Origin of the sequence: Lewinella cohaerens DSM 23179 (genome assembly GCF_000379805.1) — a bacterium.
GTDB classification, from domain to species: Bacteria; Bacteroidota; Bacteroidia; order Chitinophagales; family Saprospiraceae; genus Lewinella; species Lewinella cohaerens.
Genome location: NZ_KB903539.1, coordinates 151,457 through 168,699, shown reverse-complemented (window position 1 = coordinate 168,699; position 17,243 = coordinate 151,457). Strand labels below are relative to the sequence as shown.

Sequence of the window (17,243 nt, the reverse complement as noted above, 5' to 3'; positions counted from 1 at the left end):
TTTTTAATTAATCTGAACCAGTCCTCCTTTGAGGGTGAGCGTTCCGCTGGCAGAAAATTCGCCAGTGCTTTGGGCATCAATCTTCACGGCCATCCCTTCTGCTTCCAGATTGGTAGCGGCCTTGAGTACTATATCCTTAATACTCTCCAAAGTGATTCCATTACTATCGAGCACAATTTTATTTCCATGTTGGTCTCCCAGGGTGACAGACTGGTTTTCACCAGAAATATCGACGAGGTTACCATCCGGGGTTTCGAGTAAAATGTTGTTGTGCTCATCATTGAAGAGCCATTTCATTCCCGAACGGGAAACAAAACCTCGCTCGTGATTATCTTCAGTGGCATCCAGCGGTGCCGGGCGTGTACTGCTGTTGAGCATGCCCGTAATCACCGGAAAGCGGGGATCATCGTTGAGGAAACCAACCACAACTTCATCGCCAACTTCGGGGCGAAAGAAACTTCCTCGGGTGTCGCCAGCGTCCAAAACGGCTACGCGTGCCCAGGTGCCATCATCTTCTGTACTGATCAGCGGCAAGCGTATCTGCACACGATGCTCGCCCAGCGGGTCATCATGAATCTGGGTGACGATCCCTATTTGCAGGCCGCTTACCGGAGGAATAATTCCCGCAGCTCGCGGTTGGGTAACTTCAAATCGTTCTGTAAACCAGCTGTCATCCAAGCCAAACTCGGCATCAGTGAGCCAGTTGCCATTATTGATTTCATGTCGAATAGCGGATACAAAAACTTGTCCGTTGAAGCGGTCACCCACACCTTGCAGCGTGACCAATTGTCCTACTTCCAGGCTGGCTATCCCCTGAAATTGTGCCCGCCCCCGAATGCGAGCCAAACGGCTTTTTTGCAGTCGTGCTTTCGACCACTCTTGTAATTCTGCTTCCGAAACATTGCCGCCGTGCTGTTGCTGCAAAGGATCAATGCCATGTGCATCTGCTAAATCATTGGCGGTCAGGTTTCCTGCATTTGGTGCAGTAAAAGTGCTTTCTTCCGCTTCCGCCAATTCGCTATTCGGCATGCTCCACGCCTTGGAATTGATGGACTTAAACTGGTTTCGGGCATCCATCTGCAAATCCAGGCTGAGCAGGTTTCCACCATAACTCAAGTTCAATGCGCTGGCTTGGGTAAGGTTGGGCGCTTTTACGCTGAGTGTACCGCCTTCCGTAATGCAAATCTTTCCTAAAGCATCTGCCCGCGTGAGGACAAAATCCCAATTGGTGCAGTGGTATTGAATGATTTCTGCTTTTGATTCCGTGGTTGCTTCCACCTCTGCCGTTAATCCACTGGCTCGAATGATATCTTCAAGCGCATCGCTTTCTGTTGTGTCACGGAAATAGCGATTCTCCGGATTTAAGGTCATTTTAAAAGCAGGGTCTTTACACACCACCTCCAGCACTGATCGCTGATCACGAACCCGAATGGCATGGCTCACCACAACTCCGCTGAATATTTTGTCTTCTGTGCCTTGGTAGCCGGCCTTCAGTTCCAGCTCTTTTCCGGGCACAAAGTAATCTTCTTCACTGGCGGTAAAGGTTTGGGCCGCCGGATCGCCATCTCTTAAAATCAGCGTTGCCGTTGCGATACGATTAACGGCCTTATTGACCACTATCGACAAGACCTGAAACTCCCTCGGCACTTCGGTTCCCGCCGAAAGGACGGTAAACGTTGCCACAGAAGGCGCCACCGGAGTTGGTATAATTCTATCGCTTAACATTCTTTTGTTTTAATCTTGATCAAACTTTAGCAAATGGCGGAAAATACAATTCGGTCCCAGCAGGTATTTGCCGGAATTTTGCCAGGTTATTAACTCTCGCTATTTGGGTTACATAGGCCGTGCTTCCGTAAATTTCTTCACACATATTGGGCAAAGTATCTCCTGCTCTGACAACCCGCTTGTGGGTGAGATCCGGAGAAAGCAAATTGGCTTTTGCCAACCTCAGTAAGTCATCGAAACTGCCCTTGAAGCTCACCGTTGCCATGGCCCGAATAGGGGTACCATCCGATTTAAACAACTTGTACTGAATTTGCAATCCGGTAATCCGCCCTTTAAAAATCATCTTTCCCCAGATGATCATAAAATGGCGGGGCTCGTGGGTCTCGTCTTCAATATCCAGCAAGAACTTCCGAAACTTATCCATTTCCGAATAGATATCCGGGCGTGGAGTATCGTCTAAAATGCCTGTATTATCAAACCACAAATCGCAGGAAAACTCTNCCGGATCATGGCGCGTATACTTGGCAGATGTTCCATCATTACCCGGAGCAGCATCCGTATTGTACTCGATTTTATAGTCCATCGCATAAGACTCCGGATTGACCAATACTGGCCAAGAAGCTGGCGAAGCCGGCTTGCTAAAGGCATTGTCTTTAAATGCCAGGATTCTCATTTTTTCCAACTTCCCGAGGATGTCCATCGCTTAGTATTTTGCTTTTCTATTCTCTGACAATTTGCCGCGGAGGCACCGAGACACGGAGTTTTTTTTAAAAAAAAAGTCAACGTATGAACGCTGTTATCGTTCCTTCTCGTCGGCGAGAATATTCAGTGTTTGTGCTACGCATTCCGCCACCAGTGCATCTTCCTTTTTGCGGGTTTCCTGCCTGGTGTTTTCCGTACTAGAAGTAGCATTATTGTTGTTCTGCGTCTGTTCGTTCACATTAATTTTAATGTGGAGTTCTCTGATTTCAACGGGCATAATTACAGGAGTTTATAGTAGCGGTAACTGAGTTCAAGCGTTTCAATGACGATGCTGTTATCCTCGGCATTAAAGTCGCTGACCGACCACCGTTTGGGCCAGGCCCTTACTACGCTCCAGGTGCGTAGCGGCTCATGGTTTTCATTCAGGAGGATCACCTGTATGTCTGTGGGTTCAAAGCTTCGGTTTTCAAAAGCATCAATGCACCACTTTACGACGGTAGAATCTACCATCATTCCCCGCTTGAGCACCAGATTGCTATAACTGGTACGCACAGGAATTTCGTGAACAAAGCGGTTTTCACCACCCTCATTAATCGTTTCCGTTTCGTATTCAACACTCAGGCCAGTGACACTCTGAAAGCGAGTATCATTGTCTTGGTCGCTGATTCCAAAGCGAACTGCAAAGTGAAAACCTACCGGTGGGTAAAATGCCATAGCAACAGTGGATTATTAGCTGACCATACTTAAGCCCTCGTGGGCAATCTCCAGGGTCTCAATGGCTACTTCATTGCCATCAGCCTTCAACTCTGAAGCCTGGTATTTGACGGCAAAACAGTTGGCCAAACGCCAGACCATCGTTGGCTCGTTTTCTTCATTGAGTAGCTTCACGATGACATCGCGGCGTTCTACGGTATTCATTTGTACCGTATTGAACCAGCTGTAGAAGCTGATATCCCCCTCGAAGGTGCCCCGTTTGAGGGTTACATTTGATAGTGCTTCCATGCCTGGCATCTTCAGCTTTGAATAACTTTTGCTGGAACCTTCACGGTATTCAATTACTTCTACGGAACGCTCCAGACCCGTAACTTCAGTAAATCCCAGGCGAGCCTCACCCCATTCGATGAGGAAACTAAATTTGGGAAGTGGGTAATTAGCCATATTGGTTTAGATATTGTGTACCAAAAGGGTACGAGCTTAAATTTTTGTTGATTAAGACTGAGGCATCATCTGCTCAAAACGAAGCACAATGAACTCGGCCGGGCGTACGATCGCCAAAGCTATCTGAACAATCATCCGACCATTCAAAATATCATCGGCGGTCATGGTTTTACCAAGGCCTACCGCAACCCGAAAAGCATGTTCTTGTTTGGCACCCTGTAAGGCACCTGCTCGCCACTGTAGCGTGAGAAAGTTTTCGATCATCGCCTGCACCCGTACCCAGGTATTGGCATCATTGGGTTCGAAAACAAACTGTTCAGCGGCTTTTTTCGTGGATTCTTCGACCATGTTCACAAAACGGCGGACACTTACGTAGCGCCATTCATTATCGTTGCCAGCCAAGGTTCGTGCACCCCAAACCAGGGTTCCTTTGCCTGTAAAACTGCGGATGGCATTGATAGATTTTCCGGTCGAAGGATCAACATTCAGGTTAGCTAAAGCTGATTGTACATAGGCTTTAGTAGGGCCGACCACCTGATTAAGGCTCACATTGGCAGGTGCTTTCCATACACCACGTGTACGGTCAACAGCAGCATATACTCCTACAATAGCACCACTGGGAGGAACCGCTAATGGAACAGCGTTAATACCCGCAATAATCGCCCGGTAGATAGGATAAACAGCACGCAGGTTTTCTTCGGCATCAGCCGTGGCTGTTGCTCCCACAAAACCGAGATAATTACTCATCGCAGTTGCTAAATCCTCTCGGGCAGTCGCTATATCTACAGCTGTGCTAACATTGGTCAGTGCTTCATAGGCTGTTACAGCAGCTTGTAGATTGGTAAGTGCAGTCGTATAATTGGCGGGTAAAACCGGAAATGGTGCCGGCACCAAATCTCCATTAATATCGGTATCCATTGCCGTGATCGCTGTATCCAGCGCAGTCGTCATACCGGCAGTGTCGTAGTCCGTGATTAGGAGTAGACTGGCATATTGATCATTAATATCCGAGCGCAGCGTGTCAATTGTCCCAATGCCATTGATAGCTAAAATCAAGTCATAATTATCGAGAACATTGGCGATATCTGCGTCTGTATTGATTGCCGCCAAATTGACTGCTGGCAGTGCGCCTGCTCTTACAAAAATATCGCCATTGAGCTGGGCATAACCGATATTTTTAGGCAGCAGCCCTTCTATCCAAGGGGTATAGGCAGCGCCGTATTTTAGGTTATTAATACCAATTTGCTGACGAAAATCTACAACATCCTGGAGGTCGGCAGGGCTGTCATTTTTCAAATCACAAACCGTCACACGATCCTGTAAGTTGGCACATTGCAGCAAAGCAGCTTTTTGAACATTTCCCAACGCAACATCGGAAAGCAAAACCGCATCCGGGAAAAGTAAAATGGTAGGCTCATCAACGCGACTGATGGCTTCCAGTGCCGTTCCGACGCCCGTAAAGTGGGCCTCATCGGCAAAGGAGGCAGTTGTCGCGTAAGGACCAACAGAAACGATGTAGCAATCACCACCGCCATTGGCATAAAACAACTGAACAGCATGGTGCATATAGTACGCTGTGGTAATATCAGCCCCCGCAAAATTGTCTGCGGCGTCCAGTCGAATTTCCGACACGCCCAATGGTGGTGCTACGCCAAAGCGCGTCTCAAACTCCGTAAAAGAAGTAATACGTACAGGGGTGTTTATCGCCAAAGGGTTGCCGGATGTATCCAAGGATTTTTGGGTATAACCCATAAAAGCCGGGATAGCAGTTTCTACCTGAGCAACAGAAGGTGGAAACTTGGGTATTTCTTCCACATATACACCGGGTATCGCATAGTTATTAGGCATAATAGGATTTATGATATCCGTCCAATAAAGGATGGATGAAGGTGGTCAATAATTAAGTTAGCCTTTTGGCAAATGGCGCAAGTCAGATTAAGATTCAGGCATTTTTTGCTCGAAGCGCAGAATGATAAATTCGGCGGGGCGCACAGGTGCCATGGCAATCTGTACGATCATCCGGCCATTCAGAATATCATCAGCCGTCATGGTTTTACCCAATCCTACAGCTACCTGAAAGGCGTGTTCCTGTTTAGCTCCCTGCAATGCTCCCGCTCGCCACTGAAGGGTCAGAAAGTTTTCAATCATTCCCTGCACTCGCACCCAGGTATTGGCATCATTGGGTTCAAAGACAAACTGCCCGGCAGCTTTCTTCACTGATTCCTCAACCATGTTATAGAAGCGACGAACATTAATGTAGCGCCATTCATTATCGTTACCAGCCAGGGTACGGGCACCCCAAACGAGTACGCCCTTCCCTGTGAATGTCCGGATCGCATTGATAGATTTTCCGGCAACGGGATCAATATTCAAATTGGCGAGCTGCCCTTGGGTAAAACCAGAAGTTGGTTCCGTCACCAAATTCACGCTCACATTCGCAGGGGCTTTCCATACGCCGCGAGTACGATCCACTGTCGCGTAGACGCCAGCAATCGCGCCACTCGGGGGCATCGCGAGGGGTAAACCGTTGATAGCTGCAATAATCGCTTTGTACAAGCCAAAGTTGTTGCGTAAAGCTAATTCCCGGTCTGCCAGCTGATCGGCAGTTTCTACGCCCAAATTGGCACGGTAAGTTGTAATCAGCGTTTGCGTAGCTGTATCCGTGGTGAGTGCTTCTAAGGCCAATCCGCTAACACCGTTACGGGTAAAGATGCCCGTGCTCAATTCCTCAAAAGTCAGGTTCTTGGCAAAAGTGGCTTGTAGCCAGGGCGTATACGCGGCTCCGTATTTTAGATTATTAATACCAATTTCGTTGCGGAAGGTCGCTCCTAGCGGGTCTCCCAACAGCGTATCACAAATAGTAAAGCGATCTCCCAACTCCGCACAAAGCTGAAGCGCTCTGACTTGCAGGGATGTGGAAATTCCTCCATCATCATTGCCAGCAGCATCAGGAAAACAGATGAGCGTGGGTTCGTCTACCAGTTCGAGGGCATTGACTCCACTCAATATTTCTCCGGAAACGTAGCCGCCGGTAAAGCCGGGCGCCGCCGCAACTGATACGATGTAGCAGTCGCCGCCGCCATTGGCGTAAAACATCTGCACAGCATGATGCAGGTAAAACGAGGTACTGATTGTAGCCCCCAGAATGTTGTTATCCGCATCCAGGCGCACCTCCGTCACCGTTAGGCGGGGAGCATTGCCGAATAGTGTTTCAAATTCGGTCATGGAGGAAATCCTCACGGGCGTATCCTGGGCCAGGGTGCCGCCGTTGGCATCTAGCCTGCGTTCCGTATAGCCAACGAAAGCCGGAATTGCTGTTTCTACCTGAGCGACGGCAGGAGGGAATTTGGTAATCTCCTCTACGTACACGCCTGGAATAGCATAATTAGTGGGCATATATCAGATATTTATGAGTTTTGGCAAAATCATTTTCTTTAATTTTTTTCTGCGCAATACGAAGGAACAGCACGAAAATAAAATGCGGTTTTGTTTCCAAAATAGTTGACAAAACGATTCATTTAAGTGTGTTAACTATTTGGGAAACCTAAAAAAATCGCATTTTATTTTCTGCGCAATACTAAGGCGCAGCAAGCCGAATATCGTACTCCGATCCTTCTTGAGCAGGGTCACCAGCTCCTTCCCAATCTTTGGTAAATAGATCTACCACTCCTATCAATGCAGGCTGGTTTTCTAGTCCAAGGTATTGTGTAATGGGGTCGATATTTCCTCCGGAAAAACGGTAAAGCCCCTCTCGCAGGGAGCGGCAATCCAATTCGTATTCTTCTTGTCCAGCGATCGCCGGAAACGTAAAACTCAGCGCAGGGGTGACGGCCGTGCTTAAAGCATCAAAAACGTCGATGGTCGTAGCAGTGCCCGCTACCAATTGTGGCAAACGAACCACCCTCCCCTGCTTGGGAATAAAGTGGCTGGTACGTAGCGTCTCATTTCCGCCATCCGTCAGTAAAGTGCGGGCAGCAGGTACGCGACCAAAATTGGTCAAGTGAAAGACCTGGTGTTGAATGTCCGTCACACCGGTCAAGGTGTAAGAAGGCCACTCGGGGTCAATTAAGCTTACCGCAAAACTGAGCCTAAAGGAATCATCGGCTTCCGTGTAACCATCCTTGCTTACTATAATTGCTCCGGTCGTATTTGCTTTAAAAACCAGACCTCTTTTTTCTAATTCCTTTTGTGACGTGGCTGTCAAACTTACCTTGAGTACATTTCTCAAATCGTAAGCGATAATTCTCTCTTGAACAGCTTGTGTACTCCCCGTGGGAGGTAAAACCAATACGTCTGCTCCTTTTAGTAACCAATGGTACTGCCAAAAGTGTAGCTTAATTACCCGTTGATATTTGATGATGAAGCCCATTGTTAATAGAGTTGTTCGTTAACAATAATGGTTTCAATCTGTGGTGCAGGTTCAGGCTGATCGATGTATTCGATGCGCTGAATCTGGAACCGGTACAACACGCTGGGTAGCATCCTCCCTCCTAGTATCCCCCATAAATGGTTGAGCTGCTCCAACGAGGGAGACAACATGCTCACATTGAAGTGGAAGGTGTCGATATTGACATCATTAGGAACAGAGGAATTATTTTCCGTGAAAACACGCTGGTGTTGAAAAAAACCGATGATTCTTGATAGATAGGTAAGCGCGGTATCATAGTTAGGCGTGTTTACCGTGAAGAGTACATGAAGGTTTAAAAAGACAGGTGGGTTAACATACTCCAAGCTACCTGTAACCGGATTACGGCGGTGTGCCGGCCGGTTTTTCATTGCAAACTCCTCCTCTGTTTTGACCAGCGTTACAATGATGCTATTACTTACGGCTCGTGGGTCAGTACTCGCCATATCCCAGAAGGCGATATTGTTAAGTTCAACAGCATCGTCTGTATTAGTTTCGATATCATCCAGCCCATTTTCAAGGGTCAGCCTGAGAATGGATAAAGTATCGGCGATGGTATCGCGTACTATTGGCATGAGGTAATAGGTAATTAGGTTAAAACAGCTACTTGGCAGTATTACTTAGACCCCCACAAATTGCTGATAACTAACCCAATAAACATCAAGGAAAACCCTGAATATAAAATCTAGTGGTTTTCCATGAGAAACATCACCACCCCATCCGGACAGCCTCACGAACAACTCCGGCCGTATTCCTGACTCCCATTTTATGAATGATATTCATCCGATGAGTTTCTGCCGTGCATGGGCTGATATAAAGCTGCTTGGCAATCTCTTTGGTCGTGTATTCTTCTACAATTAAGTTGAGGACTTCTTTTTCCCGACGGGTAAGGGATAAATTATCATTACCTAAGCCCATGGTCTGGCTCGCCCAATATTGGCTCAAGATGGGATCAAGGTAAGTCTGCCCATCAGAGACCGCCTGGATGGCTTTGCGAACATCGGCGGCACAAATGCTCGACAATAAATAGGCGCTTACGCCAAGTCGAAAACAGGCTTTTATGTGTTTCACGTCCGTGGTGTCGTGGAGCACAATAAGTCGCGCCAGTGGGTAATTTTTAATTATTCTTTTCAGACAAGTGAAACGTTTGCTTTTTTCTTCATTCAACTGAACGAAAAGTAAGAAGGCTGATGAGCAGTTTGGACAGAACTCGTCCTTTCCCAGCAAAAAACTTTTTTTGAAATTGTAAGAAGTGTCGTTCAAGACACTTTCAAGGCCAAGGATGACCAAAGGAGTTTTCCCCAGAAGGTAAATAGGCGTAGACATAGCAGAATAGTTTTAGGGTATGATTAAGTATACCAATACCCAGGTGCTTTGGGCAGGGCCCAATTCACTTTAAGCTTGGTATTTATTACAGCTACTGGTCTATTATTACCCTCCGCACTAAATTCGTTACGGATGAATAATAATTTTAAATCAAAAAATCAAAAGACTTTATCTGGGTTACACTTACAGAAGCGGGGGGAGAATGCTTCAGTGGGTTTACTCATTGCAGTAGAATACGCAAAAGGTAGTCGATTAAATAAAAACTCTGGAAAAGAGATAAATATTATTTAATACCGGAACTATTCCCACAAAAACAGACCTTTGAGCAATAATCTGTGCCTTTGCACCACGGCGGTCAAAGAAAAAGCCTAATTCGGCCTAACCAAAATTCCCTCATGCAAAAACTCCTCCAACTCTTCCGCGCTGCTATTCGCGGAGATGAGTACGACTATACCTCCGGTTCTATAAAAAAGGCGATTGTGATGCTCAGTATCCCCATGGTACTGGAGATGGCTATGGAGTCTTTATTTGCCTTGGTCGATGCTTATTTTGTTGCAAAGGTTAGCCCCGATGCGGTGGCTACTGTTGGGCTCACCGAGGCGGTCATCACCTTGGTCTACGCCATTGCCATCGGGATCAGTACGGCACCGGTAGCTATGATCGCCCGCTATATTGGGCAAAAAGACCAGGCCAATGCCTCGCGTGTAGCTAAACAAGCCATCTATATGGCCATTGGGGTGAGTTTTATCCTGGGAATCCCCGGTGTTATTTATGCAGAGGATATACTGAGGATGATGGGAGGAAGTGAAACTTTGATTGCTTCAGGTAAAAACTATACCCGTTTGCTTTTTGGCAGCAATGCAGTCATCATGCTTCTTTTCTTGCTCAATGGTATTTTCCGTGGCGCGGGAGATGCCGCTTACGCCATGCGAGCCTTGTGGTTGGCCAACGGTATTAATATTATTCTTGACCCTATTTTCATTCACGGCTTCGGGCCCATTCCGGCAATGGGCGTTACGGGTGCAGCGGTAGCCACCACTATTGGTCGTGGTATTGGGGTCGCTTTCCAGCTTTACATTCTTTTTGGCGGTCGTGGCACCATTCAACTTCGGGCGGGCGGTTGGCGCCTCGACTGGGGTATCCTCAAACGACTAGGCCGGATTGCTTCTTCGGGCGCCATGCAATACATCATTGCCTCTGCCAGCTGGGTATTCCTGATGAGAATTGTTTCCAAATTTGGTAGTGAAGCCGTGGCGGGCTATACCATTGCTATTCGCTTGATCATCTTTACCCTCCTGCCTGCCTGGGGATTATCCAATGCCACCGCTACACTCGTAGGCCAAAATCTGGGCGCAAAAGAACCCGATCGGGCGATACGCTCCGTGAAATTGGCCGCCATGATGGCCGGTGGTTTTTTAGGCATTATTTCTATCGTCTACCTGTTATTCGCCCCTCACCTGATCCTTTTCTTCGATGATACGCCCGCTGTTCTTGAGGCAGGTACTACGGCCTTGAAGATATTCGCATTGGGCTACACCCTCTATGGTTTTGGTATGATCTTCAGTCAAGCCTTTAACGGTGCTGGAGATACACATACACCAATGATGATCAATATCATTTCCTTTTGGATCGTTGAGATTCCAATGGGATATTATCTCGGGCTTTATCTGGGGTATGGCGTGGCCGGCGTCACTTGGGCGATCATCATTGCAGAAATGGTGCTTACAGCTTTGGCTTTTATTCTATTTCGTCGTGGAGATTGGTTGAAGACGGAGGTTTAACGCTTCATTTTAGTGGATGCCAAACATCCATAATAATTCCTTTTTGGGGCCTCCGCCTACCGCCACCGGCGGGGCGTCAGGTCGTCCGCTCTCACCTGCGGTACCGCTACCGCCCTTAGTCCCTGCGCACTCCGTTTACCGGGCTCACCTGTTCGGTTCGCTGTTTCAGCGGTTTGGAAGTCTATACCCGGCATTAAGAGCGTATTTATAGCGACTTCATGTCCCACGGTACTAGCATGGTTAAGTACTTTCTTACTTTATTTTCAAAACTCTATGAATTGGGATTCCTAGCGTTAAATAATAGCTCGTTAAATAGAAACGGTCTACTGGGACTCCTTTTCCAATCGCAAATTCTCTCTTGTAATCAAATGCAAGTATTACATACTTTATATCGACTTTTATCCTTGCTCTCCATAATAAAGCACCATAGGAGTCATCATAAGTTCCGATACTGAAACTAGAAGGAGATTCGGAGTTATCTAACGCTACTTCTGCTTCCTCGATTTGTGAATAGCCAATCAATACTTCTCCCTCTAACCCCATCAGTTGATTATTTTCCAACCATCTGGCTCCTGTACCAGCTTGTAAACCAAATTTCCGATGAGTATAGCCAGTATTTAGTGGAAAATCTGCATTGATTTCCTTTGAATAGAAAGTCTGCCCCTTCTCATAAAATCCACCATATGAAAATAAAAATCTACCATCATAGAACCTTTGCTGTCTTCCCAGTATTGTTCCAGTTACATCGATTGAGAAAGTCTGGCTTATAGGACTTTTAGAATTTAACTCTCCTAATGAGTACTTCTCTCCTTGAAACGATCTCAGGGTTGACTGGACTGGATAAGATATTCCTAAAATTAGAGTATGACGTGGGTAAAAATGAAAATCTATTATATTAAAAAAATGCTTCGTAGGCTCATTCCGTACATATCGCTCTGTACAGTAGTTGCCATACTTAAGGATCTCCTGATCTTGAGAAGTATCGTTCAACCTTTTTGCCAAATCAAGATGTCCTGTAGCAGCGATTCTTGCTCTCTCATTATCAATTTTGCTAAGTAGCGTTTTTTTCGTGAATGCTTCTACGGCTTTACTAAATTTTTCCTCAGCAGTATCGTTCGAAACAGCAATAGAATATAGATTACTATAAAACAATAGTTCATCAGCCCCTAACATTCTAAGGGCAGAATTCCGAAAAGGAATATCTGTGTCCATTACTTTGTCGCTTTCTATTTCTTCTTTTATTATTTCAATATCATTATTATAGGCGGCTTCATCGTAATTTATTTTGAAATAGCTGCCCTCTACATCCTTACTTATCTTATTGAAATTCACAATCTCTCTTGAAGAAGAAATACTTCTTCTTTGAAAGAATTTATTTTGATCAGGTAATCCAATATCAGGAGACAATAAAAACTCATCAACCTTATTGTTATTTCGCCAAATTTCGATTGTTAGTGAATTGGCTGAATTGTTTTCAAATACTATATTTCCATCTCGAGTATACACATCAACCTGATTTTCAAATAAAGAATCATACGTTCTTCTTTGACCAAATGATTGAATGGTGATTAATATAAAAATTGCAAAAAGGCAGATATTCTTTTTCATAATTCTGATGAGAGCTTATTACAGCGTAGATGGTGATAAAAAAACATCAACAATTGGCACCTAATTAATAATACAGGCTTGCTTTTCGAATGAACCTCACATGTCTTCATTGGTGCTAATACATTTAACCCCCACCCGTCCTCTTCCTTCTCATCGGTATGGTAATCGTCGTTTTTTGGCGGGAACTGCTGCTCCTTTTGCTATCCCTGACGGGTGTAAATTCGTTATAAAGTGGTTTAAATTCTGTATTCCAACCTACTCTCCAAGCAGTGAGTTCGTCTACTTCTGCCTCCCAATTGAGCCAGGTGCTAATCATTGTTGAATTAGGGTAAAGTTCCTTTAATCGTGCCGCTTTCTCTTCCGATTGGCTGGTTCCAAAATATAAATCCCAAGCGCCAAACTGGTGCAAAATTTCATGAGAAATAGTCTTATGATCTGTCTGCATCCCCATCGTAGAACGACAATACACCACTGCTACATCTACCTCGCTATTAGACCAATAATTGTAGGCATGGCTACGGCTATTGCTTTTTACAAAAAGGACCACCTTTAGCTTTTGCTTCGTGAAATCGAAATTATTATAATCCATGAATTCGTCAATCCCATCATGATTCATTTCTCTCATCACCTTATTCAATAATTGAAAGCTAGAGCTTCGGCTGGCTTCTTCTATATATACGATCTCATTATTTCGTAAAAAATAGTCGTTATTAAAAGTTAGATATTGGTCATAGCGCCAAGCTTGATCTATGAGCCAAGCCTGACTCTTATGCAATTCATCTACATAATAAGCCTGCTCTTCATCTGTCCAATAATCGACTTCAGTATCGACAAATAAAGTAAGGATAAACACTTCATCAATCAAAGACTGATACTGTTTTGTTGTGGATGGTTTATAGTTCTGCGTTAGTACTGGGTTGGTAACACTGAGTATCAGTGCTAAAATGAGCGTATTTTTCATGTTGCGCGTTTTAGAGAGAGAAAAATAGATACATGGAGGTTTTACTTGTTTCGTTATCCGAATAATTTTTCAAAAACGACTTCTTCTCCCTGAATCGTGGTGGAGAAGTGGTCTGTTTTTTTCACAATCTTCATCTGCTGATATTCTCCATCTTGAGGTTGTTGAAAAATCTCAATTTGCTCATCAGCCAGATTGATGATCCAGTATTCTGGTATACTTGCCTCCGCATAAAGGGCTTTTTTTACATTGCGATCAAAAATAAGGGAGGAGTCTGCTACTTCGATTAATAAGATTACCTCATCCACTCTAGGGTGACGTTCACGATAATCATCTTGACTAAATTGAGCTATCAAAACATCAGGTTCAGGTTCAGAAAAATCGTCTAAATGAACAGGGTTTTGTACGCAAACCGTTGCTTTATTAAATAAACAGTGAATGAGAATTTTACTTAGGTAATTCACCATACCAGCATGTGCACTTCTAATTGGACTCATATCTATTATATCACCATTAATTAACTCTACCTGACGGTCTTTACCCAATAGTCCATGCTCCGCCATTTTGTAGTAGCTATCAACGGTGAATTTCATACGTTGTGGAGCAAGAGTTGTCATATCTATCCTGTTTTTCTTTTAAATATACGCTTTTCTCTATTTAGTAACAAACGCTCTACCCCCCAAGTTCCAACTGGTTACTGATCAATTCCAGGTAGCGGCCTTTCTTTGCTACCAGCTCCTCGTGGGTACCTTCTTCTACGATTTGCCCAGCTTCAAGAACCACTATTTTATCGGCATTGCGTACCGTACTCAAGCGGTGAGCGACTACTACCACCGTGCGGCCTTCAAAAAAATGAGCAAGGTTATCGACGATGACTTTTTCGTTTTCAGCATCCAGTGCGTTGGTTGCTTCATCAAAAAACAGGAAAGAAGGGTCTTTGTAGATGGCCCTGGCAATGAGCAGCCGCTGGCGTTGCCCCTGGCTTACACCATTGCCCTGCGACCCTATTTTTGTCTGCAATTGCTGCGGCAACTCCTGGATGAATGCTTCTAAGTTCGCCAACACAATAGCCTTTCTGAGCCGCTCTATTTCGACTACACTGCTGCTTTCTGCAATATTATTGGCGATGGTATCAGAGAAGAGAAACCCATCCTGCAAGACGGCTCCACAAGCGCGGCGCCAAGTACTTATGGCGTATCCTTGTAAATCGTATCCTCCAAGTTGAATGCGTCCTTGGTTGGGTAAATAAAAACCGAGCAGCAGTTTTATCAAAGTCGTCTTCCCACTTCCGCTGGCCCCTACAATGGCAGTCACTTTCCCATGTGGGATCTTTAAATCAATATTTTTCAGGACATCGCCGGAAAGTGGGCTGTAAGCAAAACTCAGGTTTTCCAACACCAAGTCAGCCGACTCCGGCAACACTTCCATTCGCTGCTCACCTTCTTTTTCTTCCACTTCCATCTGCTGCAACTCTCCTAGTCGCTCCAGGCTCAATTGCGCATCCTGGGCGGTACGTAGAAAACCTACCAATCGCTGCAAGGGCACATTTAGTTGCCCCACAATGTACTGGATAGCCAACATCGCTCCCAAGGTTAAATGCCCCGCAATAACAGCCTTCGCCGAAATGACAACGATAATGATATCTTTCAACTGACTGATAAATTGAGCGCCAGTATCTTGGTACTGGGTAAGGCTCAAAAAACGGGTATTGGTACGAAAGAGTTGGTTCTGAATTTTCACCCACCCCATCCTGCGCTTGTATTCACTCTGCTGTAGTTTTATTTCCGGCATTCCCTGAATAAGCTCTATCAAGGTGTTTTGATTGGCCGTCATTTCGCGAAAGCGTTGATGATCAATTAGCGCTCGTTTTTTCAGGAACACCAAAATCCAAACCAGATAAAGTACCGCAGCAACAAAAAACACCACAAAAATACCCGTATGGTACCACCACAAAACTCCCCCAAGGATAAACAGGCTTGTAAACGAGAACAAGGCCGACAGCGAGGTATTGGTAAGAAATGACTCAATGCGCCGTTGATCGTAAATCCGTTGTAGAAAATCTCCTGTCGATTTTTGATCAAAATACCTTAATGGAAGCCTCATCACTCTTCGCAGAAATTGAGCAACCAAACTTACATTGATACGCGTGCCTACGTGCAACAAAATCCATCCTTGCAAAAGCGTAATCGTCACTTCTCCCACAAACAGCAGTAGCATCCCCACCAACATCAAATAGATAAAATCAATATCCTGGTTGCTAATGCCAATATCAACAACAGCCTGGGTGAGGAAAGGGAAAAGCAGTTGTAACACACTCAAGCCTAATAAACCTATCAATAACTGGCCGACCAAGCGGCGGTAGGGTTTCACAAATTGAAACAAGTACCTGAAACCTAGTTGACCGTTCGTTTCCTCTTCCCCTTCTTGCTCATAAAAAGCTGGTGTAGGGCTCAACATCAGCACAATGCCTTCCGTCTCACCTACAGAGCACCAGCCGCGAATAAATTCCTTACGTGTAAGTTTTTTTACCCCCGCTTCTCTAGGGTCAGCTACCCATACAAAGCTGTTGGTCATTCTAAAGACAACGACAAAGTGATTTTGCTCCCAGTGTGCGATTAGCGGTAACTCCAGGTCCTCCAAACCTGCTTGATCCTCCCCTCCTTCCCAGGGAATCCGAAAAGCATGAGCATCGAATCCTATGGTTTCTGCTGCTTTTACGATACCCAGCAAACTCACACCATCCTTTTCAATGTAGGATTGATCGCGCAAAAAAGACAGCGGGTATTTCCTACCGTGATAAGCTGCTACCATCCGTAGGCAAGCTGGGCCACAGTCCATACTATCAAGCTGTTGGTAAAATGGGAAGCGCTTAAACATAAGTGTTTAAATGATGAGAGGATTACAAGGTAAGTATTCCTATCTATCCCGGCAACTAAGTGTTTGGGCAAAAGCCCAAACCAGTATAATTGGGAACATTCTTTCGAAGAGAACAGCCCTAAGTCTCTACAAGAATCAATTATTCTTTAACTTTAATGGTTGAAATGAAAACGTGACCACCCAGTCAAGCACCGTCCAATAGAGCCTACAGTTTGTTTCCCGTATTTTTCCAACACCAACTTCAAGCTTTATTTTCTATGAAACATCTGATTTACAGCTTATTATTAGTCGCTTTTTGTGGCTGGTCGTTTGAGCTTTCCGCCCAAAACGAAAAACCTTCCTACTGTGACGAGTTGCCCGTCACTTACAGCAAGGGTGCTTCTAGAAACAGCCGCCCTTCGCTACCTAAATTCAGCACCACGCCTACGATTGAATACAAGGTGCAGGTTGCTATTTTACGCAATACCGACCCCAGGGAATACCCTTTTCATGAAGACCTCGTTGCTCGTCATCGCCCTTGCGAAGAGGTGTGGGTCATAGAATCAAGAGAAAGCTTTACCAGTCGATCGGAGGCACTAAAGTTGCAAAACAAGCTCCGAAATCTGGGTTACAACGGGGCCTATTTAATAGAAATGGTAGGCTATAGGTAAGTATTAACTTTTTTATACCAAACAAAAGCCCGACCTTGCGTTAGAATTGCGCA

At 45.3% G+C, this 17,243-nt stretch carries 17 protein-coding genes; 3 read left to right on the top strand and 14 right to left on the bottom strand.

Translation table 11 applies throughout. The features are described 5' to 3' along the window. Positions 1–3: 3 nt before the first annotated feature. The 10 genes from vgrG to A3EU_RS29950 form a co-directional block, all read right to left on the bottom strand. Complete coding sequence (vgrG, locus tag A3EU_RS0109695) at positions 4–1,725, bottom strand: type VI secretion system tip protein VgrG (RefSeq protein WP_020535958.1); 1,722 nt, start codon at positions 1,723–1,725, stop codon at positions 4–6. 19 nt (positions 1,726–1,744) lie between these two features. Beyond that, positions 1,745–2,398 (bottom strand): CIS tube protein, encoded by a 654-nt coding sequence (locus tag A3EU_RS0109690; RefSeq protein WP_425412667.1) that lies wholly within the window; start codon positions 2,396–2,398, stop codon positions 1,745–1,747. A gap of 123 nt (positions 2,399–2,521) precedes the next feature. Further along, the gene (locus A3EU_RS0109685) at positions 2,522–2,704 is read right to left on the bottom strand and encodes a DUF5908 family protein (protein ID WP_020535956.1); all 183 of its coding nucleotides are present in this window, start codon (positions 2,702–2,704) and stop codon (positions 2,522–2,524) included. A gap of 2 nt (positions 2,705–2,706) precedes the next feature. After that, a complete protein-coding gene (locus A3EU_RS0109680; RefSeq protein WP_020535955.1) occupies positions 2,707–3,141 on the bottom strand; it encodes a phage tail protein in 435 nt (144 codons plus the stop codon). Positions 3,142–3,156: 15 nt separating this feature from the next. Beyond that, on the bottom strand, positions 3,157–3,585 hold the full coding sequence (locus tag A3EU_RS0109675) for a phage tail protein (RefSeq protein WP_020535954.1): 429 nt from the start codon (positions 3,583–3,585) through the stop codon (positions 3,157–3,159). 51 nt (positions 3,586–3,636) lie between these two features. Beyond that, the gene (locus A3EU_RS35000; RefSeq protein ID WP_020535953.1) at positions 3,637–5,433 is read right to left on the bottom strand and encodes a phage tail sheath family protein; all 1,797 of its coding nucleotides are present in this window, start codon (positions 5,431–5,433) and stop codon (positions 3,637–3,639) included. A gap of 87 nt (positions 5,434–5,520) precedes the next feature. Continuing rightward, complete coding sequence (locus tag A3EU_RS0109665) at positions 5,521–6,981, bottom strand: phage tail sheath family protein (protein ID WP_020535952.1); 1,461 nt, start codon at positions 6,979–6,981, stop codon at positions 5,521–5,523. Positions 6,982–7,162: 181 nt separating this feature from the next. Then, positions 7,163–7,954 (bottom strand): hypothetical protein, encoded by a 792-nt coding sequence (locus tag A3EU_RS0109660; RefSeq protein ID WP_020535951.1) that lies wholly within the window; start codon positions 7,952–7,954, stop codon positions 7,163–7,165. 2 nt (positions 7,955–7,956) lie between these two features. Beyond that, complete coding sequence (locus tag A3EU_RS0109655) at positions 7,957–8,565, bottom strand: Pvc16 family protein (protein ID WP_020535950.1); 609 nt, start codon at positions 8,563–8,565, stop codon at positions 7,957–7,959. Between the two features lie 133 nt (positions 8,566–8,698). Continuing rightward, positions 8,699–9,316, bottom strand: coding sequence for a response regulator transcription factor (locus A3EU_RS29950; RefSeq protein WP_020535949.1), 618 nt, complete (start codon positions 9,314–9,316; stop codon positions 8,699–8,701). Positions 9,317–9,448: 132 nt separating this feature from the next. Between A3EU_RS29950 and A3EU_RS34215 the strand changes: the two genes are divergently transcribed. Further along, a complete protein-coding gene (locus tag A3EU_RS34215; RefSeq protein ID WP_020535948.1) occupies positions 9,449–9,607 on the top strand; it encodes a hypothetical protein in 159 nt (52 codons plus the stop codon). A 104-nt stretch (positions 9,608–9,711) separates the two neighbouring features. Continuing rightward, complete coding sequence (locus tag A3EU_RS0109640) at positions 9,712–11,097, top strand: MATE family efflux transporter (RefSeq protein WP_020535947.1); 1,386 nt, start codon at positions 9,712–9,714, stop codon at positions 11,095–11,097. 252 nt (positions 11,098–11,349) lie between these two features. Here A3EU_RS0109640 and A3EU_RS0109630 read toward each other — a convergent pair whose 3' ends face one another. From A3EU_RS0109630 to A3EU_RS0109615, 4 genes are all read right to left on the bottom strand, one after another. Continuing rightward, positions 11,350–12,705, bottom strand: coding sequence for a hypothetical protein (locus A3EU_RS0109630; RefSeq protein WP_020535945.1), 1,356 nt, complete (start codon positions 12,703–12,705; stop codon positions 11,350–11,352). Between the two features lie 124 nt (positions 12,706–12,829). Beyond that, positions 12,830–13,666: a hypothetical protein gene (locus tag A3EU_RS0109625; protein WP_020535944.1), complete on the bottom strand. Its 837-nt coding sequence runs from the start codon at positions 13,664–13,666 to the stop codon at positions 12,830–12,832. Positions 13,667–13,719: 53 nt separating this feature from the next. After that, positions 13,720–14,280, bottom strand: a complete 561-nt coding sequence (locus tag A3EU_RS29945; protein WP_020535943.1) for a Uma2 family endonuclease — start codon at positions 14,278–14,280, stop codon at positions 13,720–13,722. Positions 14,281–14,335: 55 nt separating this feature from the next. Then, on the bottom strand, positions 14,336–16,540 hold the full coding sequence (locus A3EU_RS0109615; RefSeq protein ID WP_020535942.1) for a peptidase domain-containing ABC transporter: 2,205 nt from the start codon (positions 16,538–16,540) through the stop codon (positions 14,336–14,338). A 257-nt stretch (positions 16,541–16,797) separates the two neighbouring features. On the opposite strand from A3EU_RS0109615, the gene A3EU_RS0109610 reads away from it, so the two are divergent. Then, on the top strand, positions 16,798–17,190 hold the full coding sequence (locus A3EU_RS0109610; RefSeq protein ID WP_020535941.1) for a hypothetical protein: 393 nt from the start codon (positions 16,798–16,800) through the stop codon (positions 17,188–17,190). Positions 17,191–17,243: the final 53 nt, after the last annotated feature.

Excerpts from the sequence above, each read along its gene's own strand:
- vgrG (WP_020535958.1), bottom strand. The coding sequence starts at position 1,725 with ATGTTAAGCGATAGAATTATACCAACTCCGGTGGCGCCTTCTGTGGCA.
- A3EU_RS0109685 (WP_020535956.1), bottom strand. The coding sequence starts at position 2,704 with ATGCCCGTTGAAATCAGAGAACTCCACATTAAAATTAATGTGAACGAA.
- A3EU_RS0109680 (WP_020535955.1), bottom strand. The coding sequence starts at position 3,141 with ATGGCATTTTACCCACCGGTAGGTTTTCACTTTGCAGTTCGCTTTGGA.
- A3EU_RS0109675 (WP_020535954.1), bottom strand. The coding sequence starts at position 3,585 with ATGGCTAATTACCCACTTCCCAAATTTAGTTTCCTCATCGAATGGGGT.
- A3EU_RS35000 (WP_020535953.1), bottom strand. The coding sequence starts at position 5,433 with ATGCCTAATAACTATGCGATACCCGGTGTATATGTGGAAGAAATACCC.
- A3EU_RS0109665 (WP_020535952.1), bottom strand. The coding sequence starts at position 6,981 with ATGCCCACTAATTATGCTATTCCAGGCGTGTACGTAGAGGAGATTACC.
- A3EU_RS0109660 (WP_020535951.1), bottom strand. The coding sequence starts at position 7,954 with ATGGGCTTCATCATCAAATATCAACGGGTAATTAAGCTACACTTTTGG.
- A3EU_RS0109655 (WP_020535950.1), bottom strand. The coding sequence starts at position 8,565 with ATGCCAATAGTACGCGATACCATCGCCGATACTTTATCCATTCTCAGG.
- A3EU_RS29950 (WP_020535949.1), bottom strand. The coding sequence starts at position 9,316 with ATGTCTACGCCTATTTACCTTCTGGGGAAAACTCCTTTGGTCATCCTT.
- A3EU_RS34215 (WP_020535948.1), top strand. The coding sequence starts at position 9,449 with ATGAATAATAATTTTAAATCAAAAAATCAAAAGACTTTATCTGGGTTA.
- A3EU_RS0109640 (WP_020535947.1), top strand. The coding sequence starts at position 9,712 with ATGCAAAAACTCCTCCAACTCTTCCGCGCTGCTATTCGCGGAGATGAG.
- A3EU_RS0109630 (WP_020535945.1), bottom strand. The coding sequence starts at position 12,705 with ATGAAAAAGAATATCTGCCTTTTTGCAATTTTTATATTAATCACCATT.
- A3EU_RS0109625 (WP_020535944.1), bottom strand. The coding sequence starts at position 13,666 with ATGAAAAATACGCTCATTTTAGCACTGATACTCAGTGTTACCAACCCA.
- A3EU_RS29945 (WP_020535943.1), bottom strand. The coding sequence starts at position 14,280 with ATGACAACTCTTGCTCCACAACGTATGAAATTCACCGTTGATAGCTAC.
- A3EU_RS0109615 (WP_020535942.1), bottom strand. The coding sequence starts at position 16,540 with ATGTTTAAGCGCTTCCCATTTTACCAACAGCTTGATAGTATGGACTGT.
- A3EU_RS0109610 (WP_020535941.1), top strand. The coding sequence starts at position 16,798 with ATGAAACATCTGATTTACAGCTTATTATTAGTCGCTTTTTGTGGCTGG.